The 21,427-nt window shown below is 21.5% G+C and carries 20 protein-coding genes; 10 read left to right on the top strand and 10 right to left on the bottom strand.

Annotated elements, in window-relative coordinates:
- Positions 1–8: 8 nt before the first annotated feature.
- The 4 genes from AB6A63_RS02215 (at position 9) to AB6A63_RS02200 (ending at position 4,208) form a co-directional block, all read left to right on the top strand.
- Complete coding sequence (locus AB6A63_RS02215; RefSeq protein ID WP_370431061.1) at positions 9–80, top strand: 50S ribosomal protein L34; 72 nt, start codon at positions 9–11, stop codon at positions 78–80.
- A 197-nt stretch (positions 81–277) separates the two neighbouring features.
- A complete protein-coding gene (gene rnpA, locus AB6A63_RS02210; protein WP_370431058.1) occupies positions 278–607 on the top strand; it encodes a ribonuclease P protein component in 330 nt (109 codons plus the stop codon).
- A 25-nt stretch (positions 608–632) separates the two neighbouring features.
- Complete coding sequence (locus AB6A63_RS02205) at positions 633–2,282, top strand: YidC/Oxa1 family membrane protein insertase (protein WP_370431057.1); 1,650 nt, start codon at positions 633–635, stop codon at positions 2,280–2,282.
- A 666-nt stretch (positions 2,283–2,948) separates the two neighbouring features.
- On the top strand, positions 2,949–4,208 hold the full coding sequence (locus AB6A63_RS02200; protein WP_370431056.1) for a hypothetical protein: 1,260 nt from the start codon (positions 2,949–2,951) through the stop codon (positions 4,206–4,208).
- Between the two features lie 129 nt (positions 4,209–4,337).
- On the opposite strand, the gene ruvB is transcribed toward AB6A63_RS02200, so the two are convergent.
- Together ruvB and ruvA are read right to left on the bottom strand one after the other, a co-directional pair.
- Positions 4,338–5,351: a Holliday junction branch migration DNA helicase RuvB gene (gene ruvB, locus AB6A63_RS02195; RefSeq protein ID WP_370431055.1), complete on the bottom strand. Its 1,014-nt coding sequence runs from the start codon at positions 5,349–5,351 to the stop codon at positions 4,338–4,340.
- 27 nt (positions 5,352–5,378) lie between these two features.
- A complete protein-coding gene (ruvA, locus tag AB6A63_RS02190; RefSeq protein ID WP_370431054.1) occupies positions 5,379–5,948 on the bottom strand; it encodes a Holliday junction branch migration protein RuvA in 570 nt (189 codons plus the stop codon).
- 156 nt (positions 5,949–6,104) lie between these two features.
- Here ruvA and AB6A63_RS02185 point away from each other — a divergent pair, with 156 nt between their 5' ends.
- From AB6A63_RS02185 to AB6A63_RS02165, 5 genes are all read left to right on the top strand, one after another.
- Positions 6,105–9,104 carry a hypothetical protein gene (locus AB6A63_RS02185; protein WP_370431053.1) on the top strand — a complete coding sequence of 1,000 codons (3,000 nt, stop codon included), beginning with the start codon at positions 6,105–6,107 and terminating at the stop codon, positions 9,102–9,104.
- A 54-nt stretch (positions 9,105–9,158) separates the two neighbouring features.
- A complete protein-coding gene (locus AB6A63_RS02180) occupies positions 9,159–9,698 on the top strand; it encodes a helix-turn-helix domain-containing protein (RefSeq protein ID WP_370431052.1) in 540 nt (179 codons plus the stop codon).
- A gap of 550 nt (positions 9,699–10,248) precedes the next feature.
- Positions 10,249–10,632 carry a Panacea domain-containing protein gene (locus AB6A63_RS02175; RefSeq protein ID WP_370431051.1) on the top strand — a complete coding sequence of 128 codons (384 nt, stop codon included), beginning with the start codon at positions 10,249–10,251 and terminating at the stop codon, positions 10,630–10,632.
- 24 nt (positions 10,633–10,656) lie between these two features.
- Positions 10,657–11,121: a Panacea domain-containing protein gene (locus tag AB6A63_RS02170; protein ID WP_370431050.1), complete on the top strand. Its 465-nt coding sequence runs from the start codon at positions 10,657–10,659 to the stop codon at positions 11,119–11,121.
- Positions 11,121–11,513: a hypothetical protein gene (locus AB6A63_RS02165; protein ID WP_370431049.1), complete on the top strand. Its 393-nt coding sequence runs from the start codon at positions 11,121–11,123 to the stop codon at positions 11,511–11,513. Before AB6A63_RS02170 ends, AB6A63_RS02165 begins: the two co-directional genes overlap by 1 nt.
- Positions 11,514–12,051: 538 nt before the next feature.
- Here AB6A63_RS02165 and AB6A63_RS02160 read toward each other — a convergent pair.
- Positions 12,052–13,539: a 2-hydroxycarboxylate transporter family protein gene (locus AB6A63_RS02160; RefSeq protein WP_370431048.1), complete on the bottom strand. Its 1,488-nt coding sequence runs from the start codon at positions 13,537–13,539 to the stop codon at positions 12,052–12,054.
- 92 nt (positions 13,540–13,631) lie between these two features.
- Positions 13,632–14,147, bottom strand: coding sequence for a DJ-1/PfpI family protein (locus AB6A63_RS02155; RefSeq protein WP_370431047.1), 516 nt, complete (start codon positions 14,145–14,147; stop codon positions 13,632–13,634).
- 434 nt (positions 14,148–14,581) lie between these two features.
- On the opposite strand from AB6A63_RS02155, the gene AB6A63_RS02150 reads away from it, so the two are divergent.
- Positions 14,582–15,526, top strand: coding sequence for a hypothetical protein (locus AB6A63_RS02150; RefSeq protein WP_370431046.1), 945 nt, complete (start codon positions 14,582–14,584; stop codon positions 15,524–15,526).
- Positions 15,527–15,582: 56 nt separating this feature from the next.
- Here the strand turns inward: AB6A63_RS02150 and AB6A63_RS02145 are convergent, their stop codons facing one another.
- The 6 genes from AB6A63_RS02145 to AB6A63_RS02120 form a co-directional block, all read right to left on the bottom strand.
- Positions 15,583–15,924, bottom strand: coding sequence for a holo-ACP synthase (locus tag AB6A63_RS02145; RefSeq protein ID WP_370431045.1), 342 nt, complete (start codon positions 15,922–15,924; stop codon positions 15,583–15,585).
- 55 nt (positions 15,925–15,979) lie between these two features.
- The gene (gene ligA / locus AB6A63_RS02140; protein WP_370431044.1) at positions 15,980–17,983 is read right to left on the bottom strand and encodes an NAD-dependent DNA ligase LigA; all 2,004 of its coding nucleotides are present in this window, start codon (positions 17,981–17,983) and stop codon (positions 15,980–15,982) included.
- A gap of 58 nt (positions 17,984–18,041) precedes the next feature.
- Complete coding sequence (locus tag AB6A63_RS02135) at positions 18,042–18,803, bottom strand: TatD family hydrolase (RefSeq protein ID WP_370431043.1); 762 nt, start codon at positions 18,801–18,803, stop codon at positions 18,042–18,044.
- A 165-nt stretch (positions 18,804–18,968) separates the two neighbouring features.
- Positions 18,969–20,354, bottom strand: coding sequence for a dihydrolipoyl dehydrogenase (gene lpdA / locus AB6A63_RS02130; protein ID WP_370431042.1), 1,386 nt, complete (start codon positions 20,352–20,354; stop codon positions 18,969–18,971).
- A 41-nt stretch (positions 20,355–20,395) separates the two neighbouring features.
- The gene (locus AB6A63_RS02125; protein WP_370431041.1) at positions 20,396–21,151 is read right to left on the bottom strand and encodes a dihydrolipoamide acetyltransferase family protein; all 756 of its coding nucleotides are present in this window, start codon (positions 21,149–21,151) and stop codon (positions 20,396–20,398) included.
- A gap of 41 nt (positions 21,152–21,192) precedes the next feature.
- Positions 21,193–21,423: a biotin/lipoyl-containing protein gene (locus AB6A63_RS02120; protein WP_370431040.1), complete on the bottom strand. Its 231-nt coding sequence runs from the start codon at positions 21,421–21,423 to the stop codon at positions 21,193–21,195.
- Positions 21,424–21,427 lie beyond the last annotated feature (4 nt).

Here is a 21,427-nt window from a genome sequence, read left to right as displayed (position 1 = left end):
GATCTAGAATGTCAACTGTTGGCGGTTGTCGCGTACTTTCTCAAAGAAGAAGAAAAGGTCGCGCTAAATTAACTGTTTAATTTTTATAGAACGGAATTAAATTTAAAATTATTTATTTATTAAATTTAAATAAAATTACTTCATAATTTAAATTCATTGAATTTTCAAGATTTTATAAATATAGTTTTTATTAAAAATAATTATAGTTTTATAATTTTGAATATTTTTTTAATTAAATTTGAGTAATTTTTAAGGAAATAGATATAATTTTTAGGAAATGAAAAAAAAATTTATTTGTAATAAAAAAGAAATAGATTTGATTTTTAAATTTAAAAAAAAAGTCAAAAATTATTTTTTTATATTGTATTTTTTTAAAAATGAAAATTTAGAAAATTTTAAGTTTGCTTTAAGTATTAGTAAAAAATATGGCAAAGCACATGAGAGAAATTTAATTAAAAGACGTATTAGAATGATTATTTATAATAATATATCATTTATTAGTAAAAATATTTTATTTATTCTCGTTATAAAACCTGCCGCTAAAGAATTAGATTTTGTTAATTTAGAAAAAAAATTTTTAGTTTTAATTCAAAAAACTTTTTATTAAAAAAGAAGACAAGGTGTAATTTATTATGAATAATACGAACGAACAAGGTATAAAAAAAAAGGAATTTAATAAATTTTTACTTTTTAGCTTTTTATTTTCTATTTTGATTTTGGTTATATATCTTATGAATCGTTCAGGAGAACCACGTCCAAAAGAATTTGTTGATTATAAAATATTTTTTGAGAAAACAACTCAAGATGATATAAAAAAAACTTTAGACAAAATAAAAGAATATGTAAATCAAGATTCACAACCAGAACCAGAACCAACAAATACAAATTTTGAAATATTCGAAATTAGTATTGATACAAAATCTCAGAGTTTTAATACCGTAAATATATCAATTAAATCAATAATAAAAAAAGACACTAAGGACAACAAAATTGAACCAGATCTAAAAATAAAATTATTAAATTATATAACAGAAGTTAGCGAAGGCAAAAATTTTTTCTTCATATCTGAACAAAAATCAAATATTACTTTAAAAAATAATTATTTAAAAAATTTTTTTAATTTAAAATCAGGAACAAAACACGATTCAGAAATTTTTGCAAATAAATTTAATGATAACAATTTGTTTTCTCGAAATATTTTAAGAAATAATAACATTGAACCGTTAACAATTTCTTTTGACAAAGTTTATGAAGAAACAAAAAATGAAGAAACTTCTAATTCTCTTAAATATAAAGAATTAAACGTTGGCGGCGATTATAATAAGTTAATTAAAACTAAATTAAATAACGAAAACAAAATTCAAAAAATATTTTTTAAAACTGATTTAAAAAAAGATAATGATGAGTATGTTTATATTCCTAATTTTATAGACGATACTGGCGATTTACCTATTCAATGGCCAAATAAAATTAATTGGAATTTCGCTTTTTATTGGGGTTATATATGGAATTCTTTAATAGTAATAATAGGATTTTTTTTATCATTCTTTTCATTTGGTGTTGGCGGATATTTTTCGGGTATAGGCTTAGGAATCATTTTAACTACCATTTTAATAAGAACTTTATTATGGCCTGTTTATATTAAATCTAATTCTTTTAGCATGAATATGAGTCTAATGCAACCTGAAATTGATAAAATACAACTTAAATATGCTTTAAAAAGAGATAGAGAATCAATGAAACAAATGCAAATGGAAATAGCTAGAGTTTATCGCAAGCATAATTTTAATATTTTTAGTTTCTTTGTATCTTTTTTGCAAATACCTGTTTTTTTTGCTATGTTTAAAGCTTTAAGTCGTTTCCGTGTTCCAGGAGGAATTTTTATATTTGAAGCTGATTCAAATAAACATTTTTTAGGTTTTATTAATTTAAGTTCTTCTAATAATGGCGAATTTTTAGACATATTTGTTAGAATGTTTTTGGCTTCAATAGTAGGAATAAGTATGTTTATGTTGAATAAAATCAATGCTAAAAAAATCGTTCCTAAGAAACAAAATAATAAAGTTTTAGACGAAGAGAAAGTTTTAAAACAAAAAACTCAAGAACAAACAATGAAAATAATTAGTTATATTATGATTATGTTTATGGTTATTTCTTCTTTTAGTAGCTCATTTTTAGCTTTATATTGGATAGTAGGGAATATTTATACTATTTGTCAAACTATTATTAATCAAAAAATTATGGATAAAAAATATATTTTATTGAAACAAAAAAGTTTTTGATTTTATAAATTTTTAAATATTATTTTTTGGTTTGTTTGTTTTAAACAAAAGAGGATTTTTAAAAATAAGTTCACCTAAGTTATTTTTAAGAATAGTTTAGGTCTTTTTTATTTAAATCAAAAAAATATTTTGTTTATATTTGTTATATAACAGCGATAATAAAATATATAAAAAAATATTTACTTCTGATGATTGATAGTTAATATGATTTTGTTGTTTTATTTATTAAAATTTATAATTTTATTTTATATTTATAAATATTTCTGAATACAGTATTTTTTTATTCGGTTAAGCGAAGAAAATTAATTTTTAATGGTTATTATTTATGTTTTACATTAAAATAAATAATTTTTTTTTATTCTAATTTATTTAAAATATTTTTATTATAAATTTATTTTATTCGTATGTTTTATATTTTTTATTTTTTTCCTAAAATTCTATTTTTTTATGTTATTATTAATAATAACTTTTAATAAACTGTTTCGTTTTTGAAAAAAAATATTTATTTTTTAAAAGGATTTGAATTATTGATGATTCTTTTTTTGAACATTTTTTTTAATTATAAATTTTAATTCTTTTATAAATAAATGATTTGTTGAAAATATAAAAAATAATAAAAAAATCCAGGATATTTTGAACAAACATAAAAGGAATAAAAAAAAACAAATGCAACGTAGATATGGTTTTCTTTTTTTAATTAGTGCTGTAATTTTATTTCTTTTAATGATGAATATAAATAATATTTCATTTGGTTCGTCAAGAACAGAAACAATAAAAACAAATATTAAATATTTATTAACAAGTGATTCTTTAGAACCTAACGATTCATCGTTAACAGATGCAAAGGATACTTCTGGACCAAAAGTATCAGATAATCAAGATAAGTCTTTAAAACTTGATACACCAATACAAAATGGAGAATCAAATCAATATTTAGTACATGATCAAGTAAAACAACCAACAAATCAACAAACGATATCTCTTCTAATGAAAACTATACAAGAGAAATTAACTCAAATTGATTCTTTGATATCTGAAAAAAAAACTAAAATAGAACAAATTCAATCAGAGTTACATCTAGGAACTGACAATTTTGAAGAAACAAAAGAAGAATTAACAAAAGAAGAATTAAATAAAATTGACTTGTTGATAATTAAACAAGACATTATAATAGATGACATTCAATTGAATGAATCACGTCAAGGAAAAAACAATTTGGATACAATAAAAAAAGAATTGATACAAGAAAAAAAAGTTAGGTTGAATAATCAAAAAGAAGAATTAAAAAAACTAAAGTCAAGTACAAACATTCAAACATATTCTTCAAAAGAATCAAAACCAAGAGATAATAGAAATAATTTTCGCTCAGATGAATATAATCAAAAAATAAAAAGAATTCAAAAATATCAAATAAACAAATTGAAACTGATAAAACAGCATATTCAACTAGCACAAATTGCATTTACAGAAAAAATAAATGAATTTCAAAATCAAAAAGAACTGATGAAATTAAAAGAATTAGAAATTAATCAAAAAATTATTTATGAAGAAAATAAAATTCAAGGCATCGGAATCAAAAAAAATCAAATAACAGATTTCTCAAATAATTTACAAACTGTTGAAAGATTAATTATAATTCATCCACCACAGACACAAGAAACGAACCAAAAAATAGAACAGCTTAAAATATCAATAACAAGAAAAGAAAACAAACTGACAATACATAAACAAAACAAAGACAAATTAGAACTTGAACTAAAAGATATTCAAAATCAAATAAAACAAAACAACGAAGAAGAAGAAAAATTTAGACAAAAAGAAATACAAAAATTACAATTAAGAAAAACCAAATTAAAATTAAAACAAATTAAACGCAACGCACAATTACAACAACTCGAACAAGAAAAAAATCAAATAATAAAATAAGAAAGAGACAAAGAAGAAAAAGAATTTAATGAAAAAATTAATACAAAAAAATAAGGAATAATAATATAGTATTTTTTCACTAATGTCTTTTTTTATTTTTTTTAAAAACAGTTTTTTTTGAAATATTATTTAATCATTTTTATTATTTTTTTTATTTAATAATTCAAAAGTGGCTTCAGTAGCCATTCTGCCTCTAGAAGTTCTTTTTAGATAACCCTCTTTTATTAAATAAGGTTCCACTACTTCTTCAACAGTTAACATTTCTTCACCGATAGTAACAGCGAGATTTTTGATTCCGACTGGCCCGCCATTGAATTTATTAACTAAATTATTCAAATAATCAAAATCTATATCATTAAGTCCGTTTTCATCAATTTTTAATCTTTTTAAAGTTTTTAAAGTTATTTCTTGATTAATTATTTTTTGAGAATAGACTTCTGCGAAATCTCTTACTCTTCGGAAAAGACGATTAGCTACTCTTGGTGTTCCTCTACTTCTTTTAGCTAATTCATCTAAAGCTGTTTCTTCTATTTGATTACCGTAATAATCAGCTGTTCTTTTTAAGATTAATTTTAATTCGTCATGATTATAAAAATCTAATTTTAAGACTAAACCAAAACGATCTCTTAAAGGAAAAGCTATTTTTCCAAATTTAGTAGTCGCTCCTATTAAAGAAAAAGGTGGTAAATCAATTCTGAGTGTTCTTTTTTCTTCATTTTTTCCAATAATAATATCTAACACATAATCTTCCATAGCTGTATATAAAATTTCTTCTACATTTTTTGGAATACTATGAATTTCATCTATAAATAAAATATCTCCTGTTTCAAGAGTACTTAATACAGTGGCTAAATCGCCTATTCTTTCGATGTTAGCTCCGCTGACTACTTTAAAATTTACTCCTAATTCATTAGAAATAATTTTCGCTAAAGTGGTTTTGCCTAAACCAGGAGGTCCGTAAAATAAAAGATGATCTATAGTTTCATTTCTTTTTTTTGACGCTTCTAAATAAACAAATAAAATTTTTTTAATTTGTTCTTGCCCAAAATATTCAGCTAATTTTTGAGGTCTAAAAGATTTTTCATTTTCGTTTTTTTTGTTCATTTTATTTTGACTTTCATTTAAAAATTTAGATTGTTTCATATATTTCAAAAACCTCTTTTATATAAGTTATTTAACTAATAATAATAACGCTTCTTTAATAATATTTTCTATTTCTAATTCGAAATTTATTTTTGGCATAATTGTATCTATTTCTTTGTTTTTAAAACCTAGATTTAATAATGCTTCTTTGACATTTTTTTGTTTTTTTATTAAAAGATCATTTTTTTTTTGATTTGTTTTATATAAAGTTTTATTATCTTGCATATGGAAAATGATTTGTTTAGCTGTTTTTAATCCTATACCAGGAATTTTCACTAAATAAGCTGCATTATCTTCTGAAATAGCTCTTTCAATATCGTTTAATAAATCTTTATTTGTTAGACAAATAGCAATTTTCAGACCTATTCCAGGAATAACAATTAATTTTTTGAAAAAATTTAATGTTTTTAAATCTAAAAAACCATATAAACTTTGCATATTTTCTTTAACATAAAAATAAGTAAATAATTTTACTTCTTGTTCTAAAGCAAAAATATAAGGATTTGAAAAATGTATAAAATACCCGATATCATTATTTTCAATAACAACACTATTATTATTAATAATTTTTATTTTTCCTTTGATATAAAAATACATTTTTTTCCTTATTTTCTAAAATAAAGAATTTGTTTAAATTTATTAATAATTCTTTATTTTTTTAATTTTTTAAATATGTTGTTATAATATATTAAAATAAATAATGATAACTCTATTTGAATAGATAAATAAGAAAGTTGATGTTTTTCTAGAAATATGTCTTTTTTAAAAAATAATTATAATATTAATAACGAAAACAATCAAATCACAGAAGAAGATAATTTAATTTCAGAAATAAAAAAAATAGAATCTTTTTTAAAAAAAAATATTTTTTTAGATATTGAACAACAATTCATTTCTCAAAAGAGAGAAAATGATTATTCGGAAGAACAAGAAAAATTAGATCAAAATTTTATTAATTTAATTAATGCATTAAATATTAAACATAACAATATATTAAATATTATAAATAAAAAAAAACATATTCAGAAATTAAATACTAAAACAAATGAAGAAAAAGATTATATTAATTTAATCATTAGTATAGTAAACAAGATAAAGAAAAAAAAAATAGAGAAAAAAAAGATATATCGCGAATTTAAAACCAAAAATAAACATGATGATAAAGAATTTTATACCAAAACAGTCGATATTACGAATATAGAGAAAAAAATATCTTTTAAAAAAGAAAATTTAAAAAAAATTTTTTTAAAAGAAGAATTAAATTTATCTAAAAAAATAATTGATATTATTGATAATATTAAAAAGAAAATTAAACAAAAAGATATTCATTTGACCGCTGGAACCAAGAAAATCCAAAAAAAACAAAAACATAATTTGATTCTAACGAAACAAAAATATGAAGCTAATTTAAAAAAAATTCAAAAAGGACAAGAAAAAACAAAAAAAGAATTTTTAAAAAAAATTCAAGATCATAATTTATATTTTCAAAATAAATTTATCGATCATAATAAAATTTTAAATCAAATTCAAGAGGATTTTTTTAAACAAGAAAAACAATTAATAAAATTAAAAACAAAATTATTTGAAGAAAAAAAATTAAAAATATTTTTTGTTTTCGATTACAAAAATCCTTCCCAATATAAAACATTTTCTTCATTGATAAACAAAAATAAACAAAATCAAGCCAAGTATTTAAAAAATTTAAATTCCTGGCAAAAAAGATACTTTTTTTTAAAATTTTTACATCAAACAAAATTAAATATAATTAATATTGAAGAAAAACAAAAAGAAAAACAAAATAATTTAGAAATCAAACAAAATTTGTTCTTAGAACAACAAGAAATCCAAAAAATAAATAATCAATTTACACAAGATGTCATATATTTAAAAAATAAAAATACATTGGACAAAATAAAGAAAAAATACCAAGTTCTCAATACAGAAATCCAAGAAGAACAAAAAAAAAATGACTTAAAATATAATTATTATTCGGAAAAATCTAAAATAGATCTTGTTTTAAATAATTTAGATTATCAGAAAAAAAAAATAACGTTTGAATCAACAAAATTAAAAAAAAAAAAATTATTAGAAAATCAATTAAAAACAGAATTAATTAAATTAGATTCCGAATATCTCGAAAAATCAATTCAAAATTTAGATAAAATTCAAGATTTCAATGTTAAATTAACAAATTTAATTAATAACCAATATAAACAAACAAAAATACAAGAAGTGAATTTCGAAGAACAAAAACAATATTTTTTTAAAAGAACAGAAATAACATTTTTACAACAACAAAATAATATAAAAAAATATGAATTTATCCAAAAAAATAGTTTTCAAAACATTGATTTATTTCTTGAAAACATAACTCAAACACGACAAAAACAAAATGAATTATTTCAAACTATTTATCAAAGAATCAATAAATATAAAGACTCAATCAATAATAAGAAAAAAATATTTTTGATAGAAGAATTTCGATGGATAACGGATTTATGTGAATTATTTTTGAACAACATCCAAAATAAACAATTAAATTATGACTCTATTTTAATAGAAAAAATAAACAATTTAGAACAATTAAATTTAAATAAAAATATTAATTGGTTCGAAAATATTCGAAAATATTCCGAAAAAAATATTTTTCATATAAACGCTTTAATTAGCAAATATAAATTAAAAAATAAAAAAAAATACAAATATATAGAAAATAAACTGAAAAATTATGAAAAAATTCATTTATATTTAAAAAAACAAAAAAACCTGTTTCAAACAAAACAAAATCAAAAAAAATTAAAACAAGAGAAAATAATTTCTCAATTAAAAAAAAATCAAGATCAATATTTCAAAAAATATGATTTTTACAAAAAGAAAATTTTATTTTATTTGAGTCGTTCATATGAACTCCCTAAGAAAAAAAATTTTTATCAAAAAATATCCTTTTGGTTTTATAACAAAAAAAAATCTAATTACTGGAAAAAATTTTGGAATATCCTCAACTATTTAACAATTATATCCAATCGAAAATATAATTATTTTTTGAAAAAATTTAATTTTTTAAAAACTGATATTGCCAAACAAGACGAAAAGTTTTTATTAAAAAATAAACAAAAAGCCCAATTATTATTTGATTCTTTTTCAAAAATAATAGAACAAATACATTCATGGAATAAAGAAATTTTAGAAAAAAAACAAAAAGAAGAAAAAGACAAGTTAAATAATCAAATCACTTTTTATAAAAACCATTTTGAAACAGAATTAAAAATAAGAACAAAGAAAAAAGAATTAATTAAAGAAAATTTCAAAGAAGCTCTTTCGGAAGTAAATAATTATTTCCAAGAAAAAATAAATCAAGCAAAAAAAAACAAGTTAAATAAAGAAAAAGATTTACAAAATGAAATAAATAACAAAAAATATTTATTAAAGAAAAAAAATACTATTTTGAAAAGAAAAACTTTTTTCTTTCAAAAAGAACAACAAAAAGAAGAAGCGAAATACCAAAAAAGAAATAAAAAAAATAATATATTGGCTAAAAAAGAAAAAAGACACAAATGTAAAATGAAAATAATATTATTTTATTATTTTCTTCAAAAATTTTTTTCTTTACAAAAAACAAAAATAATTTTTTTTATTCGAAAATTTAAAAAAAAAATAGAATTAAAACAAAATAATTATTATAAAAAAAGAAAATTTAATAAAAAAATAAAAATGCAATTATTTTTTTATAACAAATTTGATATTTATTTATAAATGTTTTTATATATAATAATTTTGCATTTGTTTAAAAAAAAGGAATTTAAATTAGTGAATATAGGTTATCAAATTAGAAAAATAAGATTAAGTAAAAAATTAACTCAAAAAAATTTAGCAGAAAAACTTAATGTTACCAATGGTTATATTTCTCAAATAGAAAATAATTTAATTTCTCCTTCTTTAAAAATTTTATTTTCTTTATTGAAAATTTTTAAAATGACAGCGGAAGATTTTTTTAAACAAGAAAATAACATAGAATTAATAAGTAAAGAAGATGATTTTTTAATAGAAAAAGAACCTTATTTAAAAAATACTATTTATTATCTTTTTCCTTCGATAGCTAAATACCATATCGAACCTTCAATTATAGAAATAGAATCTCAAGGAAGAACTCATGTACATAACAAAATTAAAGAAGATGAATTTTTTTTCGTTTTAGAAGGAGAGGTTATTTTAATTTTAAATAAGGTACAACATTTTTTAAAAAAAGGAGATTCTTTTTATCTCTCGACAGATAAAAAATATTATTTATTTAATCAAACTTCAGAAACCACTAGAATATTAAAAGTTGGCTCTTCGTTGAAACAGTAGTACTAAAACACCAAGTGTTGCCCAAAATATTCAAAAATAGTTTTGTTTTTTATGCTGAAATTTAAAAAAAGAACATAAATATTAATCGGAAATATATTTTTAATATTAAAGAAATTTTAAATTAAAACTAAAAAAATAATAATTTTATTTTCTAGTTTTAATTTATGAAATAAAAATTAATTTGAATTGAAATAATAATTATTTTTTTAATCCAAAAAGGGGATGGCAAACAGACACTTTTTATCTTTTGTCTGACTTTTTTCTTTATGATGTTCTTTTTAAAATTAAAAAAATTATTTTTTATTTTTTTTGATGATTTATTTTTTTTATTGACAAATTATTTTTTTTGTGTTATATTAAATTAGTAAATAGTTTGGTTCATTTTTCTTGAATCTAACTTTTGTTTAAAAAAATTGAACAATTATCGAACCCATTTTATATATTATTTCTAATAATAAAAGGAGATTAAAATGGACAAAAATTTAGATAAAGAAATTAATATTTTTGACGTAGCCAATTATATTATTAAAAAAAACCTGATATAAACAATATGACACTTCAAAAAATCATTTATTATGCTCACGCTTTTCATTTAATTAATTACAAGAAAAAATTAATAAATTCAACTTTAGAAGCTTGGTTTTATGGTCCAGTTTTTCATGAATTATATATAGAATTTTGTAAATATTCTTATAAACCAGTTAAAAAAACTAAAAAAGGCAACGCAAAAAAAATTTCCGGTGAAATAAAAATATCAATTGATAAAATTCTTGAAAAATATGGTCATGTACCTGATACTGAATTAACCGACAAAACAAATAGTGAAGAACCATGGCTTAGTGCAGTCGATAAGAGCGAAGATTGGGAGCAAAACGTTATTGAAGATAAAGATTTAGAAGAACATTACATGTTAGAGTTCAATAATCAAATATAATGTTAATAAAGAAAGGAGAATAAAATGGAAAAACAATTAGAACAAGAAATTAACATTTTTGACGTAGCCAATTATATCATCGATAAAATACCTGATATAACACACATGAAACTGCAAAAATTAATTTATTATGCACACGCTTTTTATTTAGTGGAATTTAAGAACAAATTAATAAATTCAATTTTACAAGCTTGGGTTTATGGACCAGTTTTTCCTGAACTATATATGGAATTTCGTCAATATTCTAATAAACCAGTTCAAAAAACTGATAAAGGAAATGAAGACAAAATTTCTGAAGAAAGAAAAATATCAATTGATAAAGTTATTAAAAAATATGGCCATATGTCCAGCGGCGAATTAAGTGTGCAAACGCACAATGAATCTCCATGGTTTTTTAAGATTGATAAGAGTGACGATTGGTCAAAAAACGTTATTGAAGATAAAGATTTAGAAAGTTATTTTATGTCTGGATTAGGTACCGAAATATAATGTCAATTGATAAGTATGCTAAATTTAATTATTCATTAAAAATAGATTATACAATAAAAACTAACAACAAATATTCTTTTGTAAGTTTTTCAAAAAAAGACAAACATTTAAATATTTTTAAAATAATAGAATACTTACAAGAATTTAAAGAAAATGAAATTCCATGGGGACATCTAATGGATAAAAAGCATTTTCATTCTATTTCTTCTAAAATTATTAAAAATAAATCTAAAGAACTTTTCAAACAATCGAAAAATAATACAATTTATCAAATGGCTGTTCCTAATTTAGTCGAAATAGGTTCAAAGTTGCTAGTTTTAGGAATTATTAAAAAAAATATTTTTTATTTGGTAGCAATCGATCCTGAACATCAAATATATCCTCAAAAATAATATTTTTATAATTTAAATTTATTTCAAAGACTCAAAAAATTAATAATTTTAATACTCTGGAATAAAATATTAAAATGACACTTTAAAATAAACCATCATTATAAAGTCAAACTATTTATTAAAAATTAAATAAATAGTTTGACTTTTTTTATTTTATTGATGAAAAAATAAAAAAAAGTTAAATAAAAAAAAGAGTTTCTTGAACAATAAAAACCAATTATTATTATTTAGTATCGCGATAATACAAAAAAAATAATAAATTGAAATTTAAATTCAAAATATACTTGTTATATATTCTTTTTTATATTAAAAAAACTAAAATTAAAAATAAAAATTTAAAAGTGGTAGTTATTTTTATTACTTTTATTTTTTTATCAATAATTGATATTCTTTTTTCATTTTTTGAAATTATTAATTTTTTTATCAAGTTGAAAAAAATAAAAAAACCAAATTGTTATTTTAATTAATAAACAATTTGGCTGCAAATTATATTTATTCAGGTTCTCAAGATCTCTCTTTTTCGAGATGATTGTATTCTTTAACTACTGATGTGATAAAATAAAGGGAACAAAATACTAGCGACTACAACAATAATATCTCCACCGATACGTGTAGCTATCTGAGCATATGACATTAATTCTAAGGAATCAGAAGCTTCTAAAATAGCGATATTACCAGCTCCACCAATACTATTAGCACAAAGACCAGCTGAAATAGAAGCTTGAACTGGATAATAACCGAATTTATTTCCGATAAAAGCAGCTGCTAATGCTGTTGTTATAACGCATATTAAACAAGTTATTAAAAAATACAAATTAGAAACAGATTCAATAACTTTATTGATATCTGTACTAATCCCTAACATAACTAAAATAAAAGGTGTAAAGTTGTTCATCACAAATTTATAAGCTTGTTCGATACAATTGATGTAATAAGAAGGTATTAAATCAAAAAATTTCAATAATATGATTATTAATACTAAAAATATAACAACAGGAGGCATATAATTCATTATATTGCCGTTCTTAAATATTGAAAGGAATATTTTTGATATAAATTCTCTAAAAACACTACTCAAAACAAATAAAGAAAAAATTCCGATTAAACCTGTATGAATATGATTAATATTTATATTATTATTAGTTGGCGTTGAATTTGCTGTAGGGTTATCATCGACATTTGGAATATTTTTTTCAATCATTTTATTAGGGCTACTATATTTACTTTTGCCAAAAATTTTTTTAATTAATCCAGCTATAATAACACTCATAATACCGCCAATTAATAAAGAAGGCAAAATATGATCTTGAAAAAGATTTTTATATGCATCATTGCCTTGTGAAAAAATTTTAGATAAAGGCATTATGCCACAAGTTATACCACCACACGCAATAGGAATAAAAATATAAAAAATAGCATCTAAAAAAGGATTAAAAGAACTTTTATCTAAATTTTCTATACCTTTAATAGGATTAAAAATAAGACCAAATATTCCTACTACTATTGCTGATATAGTTAGAGAAATAATTACTAAAGGTAAAAATTTTTTAATTATTTTGTATAGAAATTCTTTTTTAATATTCAAAAGACTTCCTACTATTAAAGCTGATACAAAAAAATCAGAAAAACCAAAACCTTTTTCATTATTTTTATTAAATGAGGATATTGTAGATTTAAAAAAATTTTGAAAAGAACTAAAATCTTGATTACCAAAATTATAATTAAAAATAAAGGCAGGGATTAATAAACATAAAATAGGACCTCCACCTATATTTTTCAAAATAGGCATTTCAGTACCTACAAATTTTAAAATAGCCGCCAACACCATTCCAAACAACAATGTGGATATCAAATTATTCCAAACATTATAATTAATTTTTTTGCCGCTGACATCAAAACTTAAAAAAATATGAACTGCGATTAAAATAGAAATTAAAAAAATAATTTTCTTAGGAAAACCTAAAATAGTTTTTTTACTATTTTGCGGTGTATTCACAATATTTTTTTTATCATTTATTTTATTCATTTAAATATTTCATTTTCTACAAAGAATTCATGCAAATCAAAATAATTTCAAATTTTTAATAAAATTTTTATAAAAAATAAATCATATTATTTTTATGCTAATTTTTTTAATAAATACTCTACAAAATCTAAAACTGTGTCTGATGAACGAGAAGTGACAAAATTACCACTAGTGACAGCTTTTTGATCAGGACGATAATTTCCTTCGATATATCTATTGTATCCAGGATAACAAGTGAAATCATGATTTGAGAGTAATTTTAATTTGCCTAAAAAAGAAGGAGCAGCACAAATAGCACCAATAATTTTATTTTTATCGACAAAATGATTTATAATATCATAAATTTTATTTAAATAGGTAGGCTCTTCTTCTAATGCTTTTTTTACATAAGGACCACCCGGTAAAATTAAAAAATCATATTCATGCAAATTAATTTGATCAATATGCATATCAGCTTTTACACTAAGTTTGTAAGAAGAAACAACTTCTAAAGAATCATTAGGAGTAAAAGTAGAAATATTTAAAGAATTTTTTATCAAAAAAGATCTTGTCGCTAACGCTTCAGCATCTTCAAAACCATTACACAAAAATAATAAACCTTTTTTCATACTATATATCTCTTTTTAAATTAATACAAAAATTAAAAATACTATTATTTATTTTAAAATAAAATAAATAATAGTATTTTACTTATTACATAATCTACGATTTTATTTTATCAAAATATTTTTAATTTTTTATATAATTTTAATTTATTTGATACAATAAAGCCTTTATATTTTGAATTAATTATATGATATAATTTAGATTGGATATTTTATTTGTGTGTTTTATATAAAAAATAACAAAATAAATATATCTATTATTAAAAATTATTTAATTTAGAAATGAGACTAAAAAAATACTTAAATTATTTCCGATATCTAATGTTAAACATAGAAAAATTTATAACATATTATTCTGTTTAATTTTTTTTATTTTAACTATAACTATAAATATTAATAATAATAAAATTAAAGCAAATCCAGATGAACATAAAGAAGTGAGTTTTGAACAAAAAAAAATAAAAATTGTACAATTATTTCAAGAAGTCGAACAAATAAGAACATTAGCTAAAACAGAATTAGAACAAACGGAAGAAATTAAAAATAAACTTCCTGAAGGATTTACCAAAAAAAGACCTTTAGAAAGTGATCGAAATAACATAAAAGAAACTTTTGATGACAGCGAAGAAGACGAAGAAATTAAACATAAAAACGCTTATTACCATTTAGAAAAAGCAAGAACAAGATACGAAAGAAATTTAACCGACGAAATTGCTGATGAAATCTTATCTTTATTAACAAAATCTTTATATATTTATAAAAAAACAGTTCTTTCGCTAAAAAATAATAAAATTAATTTTTTTGTTTCAATAATAGAAGAAGAAATGAAAAAAATTCAAAAATCTAAAAGTCAAACAGATGATTACGATATTTTACTTTCTGACGAAAAATTATTGAAATTAAAAAAAGATATAAAAGAAGATTTAGAAAATAAACGTAATATTGATACAACTATATACAAGTTTATAGACTTGAAGTATCGCAATATTCGAATGACAACATATTATGATCCATCCAATGTTAATCTTTATGAAGAATTAAAAAAAATATATGACAGATTTTTTTTAGAAAGTCAAAATTTGTTCAAATATTTCGATATAATCAAAAGTAAAATCAGAAATTTTTATCAAGAACTTTTTAATAAATCAAAACCAGAAGAAATTAAGATAGATGAACAAGAAGCAAATTTAAATGAATATATTTATAAAAACGCTTTATTAGCAAAAGAAAAAAATTATTTTGCTAAAATAGCGAGTCTTAATAAAACACAAGATAGTATGAAAAAAATACAAATTTTTTTATTGACGTTAAATATAATAACTTCTGTTGTTATCACTTTTATTTTTGTTAAAAAAAGAAAAATGATGAATAAAAAAGTATAAATATTATTGTTATAAACAAAAAGAGAGTTTTTTGAAACTCTCTTTTTTTATTGAAATTAAATTAAAATAACAAAAGCTAAAGCGTAATTTTTACTATGAGAAATAGAAATCATCATTTTTGATAAGGAAGAATGAACAACATAAGGAAATCCTGATTCAGGATCATTTAAAACAGACCAATCACGATAATTATTTTGTAAATTACCTTTTTGGAAAGATTTAAAAATAGCTTCTTTAGCGGCCCATCTACCTGCTAAAAAACTAATTTTTCTTTCTTCGTTGTTAATATTAGTGTATATTTTTTTTTCTAAATCAGATAATATTCTATTAGAAACTTTTTCAATTCCTATTTTTTTGATTTCTTCTATTTCAACTAAATCGACACCGATATTTTTCATTAAATTTTTTTATATTTTCCTTTATATAAAAATTTTTATTAAAAAATAATAAATTTTATATTCGTTTTAATGATTCTAGAATAGGATATAATTCATTTTCGTTCATTATCTTTATTTTTAATAAAGAAGCCTTTTCAAATTTAGAACCATAATCAGAACCATGAATTAAATAATCAATTTTAGAAGAAACATTATTTAAAACAAAAGCTCCGTATTTTTCTAAAATGTTAGTAAGTTCTTTTCTAGAATAATTTTTAAAAACGCCTGTTAAAACTATTTTTTTATTTTGAAATAGATTATTTTTAGTTACAAAATTATTTTCTGGAATATCAAAAAAAATTCCTTTTTGACTTAATAAATCAATTTCTTGGATATTTTCTTTTTTTTGAAAAAAATCATAAATATTGTTAGCTATTTCATCTCCTATTTCGTGAATTTCAAATAATTCTTTTAAAGAAACTTTTTTTAAATTATGAATATTCCTAAAATGGAGTTTTAATAATTTAGCGATTTTAATACCTACATTATTAATTCCTAAACCAAATAAAATTTTATCTAAAGATTGTGTTTTACTTTTTTCTATAGAATCTAATATTTTGGATATTTTTTTATCTTTAAAATTAGGTAATTCTTTTAATTTATCATATTGATCTTTTAAAGAATATAAATCAGAAATATTTTTGATTAATCCCATTCGAAATAAAGTTATTAAAGTTTTTTTTCCTAAATATTGAATATTCATAGCTTCATTAGAAACAAAATGAATTATTTTATTTATTTGTTTTTCTTCACAATTTTCATTTAAACAAAAATAATCAACTTCATTAGGTTTTTTATCTAATAAACGATGACAACCTGGACAATGAGAAATCATTTGAAAAGGGATTTGAGTGGTTCTTTTTTCTTTGACAACATTCAAAATTTGAGGAATAATAGAACCTGATTTATGAACTAAAACAAAATCATTAATACGGATATCTTTTTTTTGAATATAATCATAATTATGTAAGGTTACTTTAGAAATTAAACTACCATCGATTATAACAGGTAATAAATGAGCAACAGGAGTTATTACTCCAGTTCTGCCAATGTGAAAATTAATTTTTTGAATAATAGTTTCACTCTTTAAAGAACTAAATTTATAAGAGATAGCCCATTTGGGGAATTTAGTAGTATTTCCGATAGAAGGATATAATTTTAATGTTTGTACTTTGATTACGATTCCGTCGACACCATAAGATAATTGATTTTTTAATTTTTCATATTCCGAAATTTTTTCTTTTAATTCTTCAAAAGAAGTAACGTTGAAATGATAAGGATTCACAGAAAAACCTATTTTTTTTAAAAAGTTCAAAACTTCTTCTTGTGTTTGTATAAAATCAGGAGGTGCGATAATAGAATAAATAAAGGAAGATAAATTTCTTTTAGCGACTATACTAGAATTTAATTGTCTTAAAGTTCCTGAAGCAGCATTACGAGGATTAGAAAATAAGGGCTCGTTTTGTTCTTCTTTTTCTTTATTTAGAGCTTGAAAAGCAGCATAATCAAAAAAAATTTCTCCTCTAACTTCTAAATCTATATTTTCTTTTAATCTTAAAGGAATATCTTTAATAGTTTTGATGTTTTCGGTTACTAATTCGCCTACTGAACCATCTCCTCTAGTTAAAGCTTGAACTAAAATACCTTTTTCGTATTTTAAATTAATAGCTATACCATCTATTTTTAATTCTGTAATAAAATTAAAAGGCACATTTTTTTTTAATAAACGATCACAAAATGTTTTTAATTCTTTTAAATTGAAAACATTATCTAAAGATAACATAGGAATTCTATGTGGCATTTTTGAAAATTTAGAACTTACAAAACCACCTATTTTAAAAGTAGGACTATAAGATAATTTATAATGAGGATATTGTTTTTCCAAAAAAATTAATTCTTTTAATAAAGCATCATATTGATTATCACTTAATGTTGTTTTATTTAAATGATAGTATTCATAATTAGCTTGATCCAGTTGATTTGTTAGTTCTTGAATTTTTTTTTGTATATTTGATATCATTTTTATAATTTTTCCATTTTTACCAAAATATTAATTTGATTCAATAATTTGAAAAATATCAAAAATTTAAATTAAATAATTTTTTAGCGTTATTTGTTGTTTGTTTTGATAATTCTTCCAAACTTATATTTTTTATACTAGCTATTTTTTCAACTACGTTTTTAATAAATTGAGGTTCATTTCTTAAATTTTTAGCCAAAGGAGCAGGAGTCAAAAAAGGAGCATCAGTTTCTAACAAAATTCTATCTAATGGGATGTGTTTAGCTATTTTATGTGCTTCTAAAGCTTTATCATAAGTTACGATACCTCCGAGACCAACATAAAATCCTAAATCTACAGCTTTTTGTGCTTCTTGAAAATCACTAGTTAGACAATGAAAAACACCTTCAATTTGGCCTTTGTATGGCGATAACATTTTATAAGTTTCTTCAAAAGCTTCTCGAGCATGTAAAATAACAGGTAATTTATATTTAAGAGCTAATTGTATTTGAATTTCTAAATTTTTTTGTTGAATTTCTAAATTATTTTTATCATGATATAAATCTAATCCAATTTCGCCAATTGCTACTACTTGAGGCAATTTTAAATATTGTTCAATACTTAAAGGATTTTCATTTAAAAAATAAAGAGGATGAATCCCAACAGCAGCTTTCATAAAAGGATATTTAATAGCTAGTTCAATGCTTTTTTCATTTGTTTTTTGATCTACACCAGGAACAATAAAATATTTAACACTTTTTTCGTGAGCTTTTTGAATAACTTCATCTAAATCTTTATCAAATTCTGGGAAATTCAGATGGGCATGGGTATCAATTAACATATTTTTCACTTCTCTTTTTTAAAATTCTTTATTATAAAAAAATCATCATAATATTTTCATAATGAAGAATTTTTTTTATAAAAAAAATAAAAATACCTACCATTTTAAAAATAGGCATTTTTATTTAATATAGACAAATTTTATATTTTATATTTAAAAAAATAATTATGCATGAATAGGTTTATCGACTGCACCTAAAAAAGTTTCTGAAATTAATTCTGATAATGTAGGGTGCGGATGAATCGTATGTATAACATCATAAACTGTACCGTTGGATTGCATAACAACGCCAATTTCGGTAATTAATTCTGTAGCGTTAGAAGAAACTATATGCATTCCTAAAATTTTTAAATTATTTTTATCTACAATCAATTTAGCAAAACCTTCTGTTTCGCTATCAGCTAAAGCTTTTCCGATATTTTGAACATTAAAAATAGAAACTTTATAATCTATTTTTTGTTCTTTAACTTGTTGTTCTGTTGAACCAATATAAGCGATTTCAGGAAAACCATAAATACAAGAAGGAATATAATTATAATCCATAGGTAAAAGATTTTCTTTAATACCTAAAGCGTACGATGCAGCTATTATTCCTTCATGACTAGCGACATGAGCTAACATATATTTACCGTTAACATCGCCTATAGCGTAAATTCCTTCGACAGAAGTTCTTAAAAAATTATCAGTTTCTATTCCTTGAGAATATGTTTTTAAATTTAAATTTTGTAATCCATTTAAATTAGGTTTAGTACCAACGGCCATTAAAACAACATCTGCAGTATTTTCATAAATTTGGTCTATTTTTTTATAATAAACTTTGTTATTTTCTATTTTAGTTACTTCTGTTTCTGTATTAATCTGAACACCATTTTTTTGCAATTTTTTAGTATACATATTATAAATATCAGAATCTATATTATTTAAAATATTTTTTTGTTTTTCTAAAATAATAACTTCAGTTCCAAATTTATTAAAAATATTTGCAAATTCTACTCCAATAATTCCACCGCCGATAATAATTATTTTTTTAGGAAACTCTTCTAATTGAACTAATTCTTTACTAGTGTAAAGAAACTTATTTTCAAAAGCTTCACGAGCGCCAGGAATAGGTGGAATAAAAGCACTAGAACCTGTTGCGATAATAATTTTTTTAGTTTCTATTTTTTGATCTCCAACTTCGACCAAATTAGGATTTATCACTTCAGCAAAACAATTATAAACATCGATTTTATTTTTGTTTAATAAAAAACGAATACCGTTTGTTAATTTTTGAACTATTTTTTCTTTACGTTGGAACACATCTTTCCAATTAAACATAAAATTATCTTTTTGATTTGTGATTCCGAAATCTTCAGAATTTTTAAGAATATCGAAAACTTTAGCACTTTTTAAATAAGATTTAGTAGGTATACAACCATAATTAAGACATATTCCGCCTAATTTATGTTTTTCTATTAAGGCAACTTTACCACCTAATTGAGCAGCTTTAATGGCAGCAACATATCCTCCAGGTCCACCACCAATAATCGCAATATCATATTTTTTATACATAAGTATTTATTCTTTATTTTTTTCTATTTAAGCAATATATTTTAAGAAATATATTTTTCTAATTTAGAAACATCATTTAATAAGGAGATGATTTTATTTAAAAATCTAGCAGCGTCAGCGCCATCAATAATACGATGATCGTAACTTAAAGAAAGATGTAAAACATTTCCGATAACAATCTGATCATCTTTAACTATTGGTTTTTTTACAATTTTTCCTACACCTAAAATAGCTAATTCAGGAATATTGATAATTGGTGTACATTGTAAACCACCAATAGAACCGAAATTACTTATTGTAAAAGTTCCGTTTTGAATTTGTGATAATGTTAATTTTTCTTCTTTAGCGTTTTGAGCTATTTTTTGAATTTCTTTTGCTAATTCGATAATATTTAATTGATCTGCGTTTTTAATGTTAGGAACTATTAAACCGCGATTAGTATCTACAGCGATTCCTAAATTAATAAATTTTTTGATATTTATTTCTTTTTTAGCAGCATCAAAACTTGCATTAAATAAAGGGATTTCTTTTAAAGCAATAGTTGTTGCTTTTGCTATAAAAGACATATAAGTTAATTTGATTCCTTGTGAATCTAATTCTTCTTTTTTTTCTTTTCTTAAAGAAATCAAATCCGTAACGTCGATTTCATCCATTAAAGTAGCAGTAGGTATTTCAGTAGAAGAAACGACCATTTTTTGTGCAATGATCTCTCTTATTTTTGTAATTTTTATTACTTCTATATTGTTATTTGGTTTATTTTCAGAATTTAAATTGTTGTTGTTTTCTTTAATATCCATGATATATATAATTTACCTTTCTATTTTTAAAATTTTGCAAATTATTCAATTGTTAATAATAAATCTCCAACTTTGATTTCGTCACCCTCTGCAAAAAAAATTTTTTTAATTTTTCCTGTAGCAGGAGCAGATATCGGAACAGTAACTTTATCAGTTTCTATTTCTAATAAATCTTGCCCTTCTTTAACATCATCATTTTCTTTACAAAAAAATTGGATAATTTTACCTTCATTAATTCCTTCGCCTATATCAGCAAAACGTAATTCAAACATTATA

Origin of the sequence: 'Camptotheca acuminata' phytoplasma (assembly GCF_041276565.1) — a bacterium.
Classification (GTDB): Bacteria; Bacillota_I; Bacilli_A; order Acholeplasmatales; family Acholeplasmataceae; genus Phytoplasma.
This window is presented reverse-complemented; position numbering and strand designations above follow the sequence as displayed.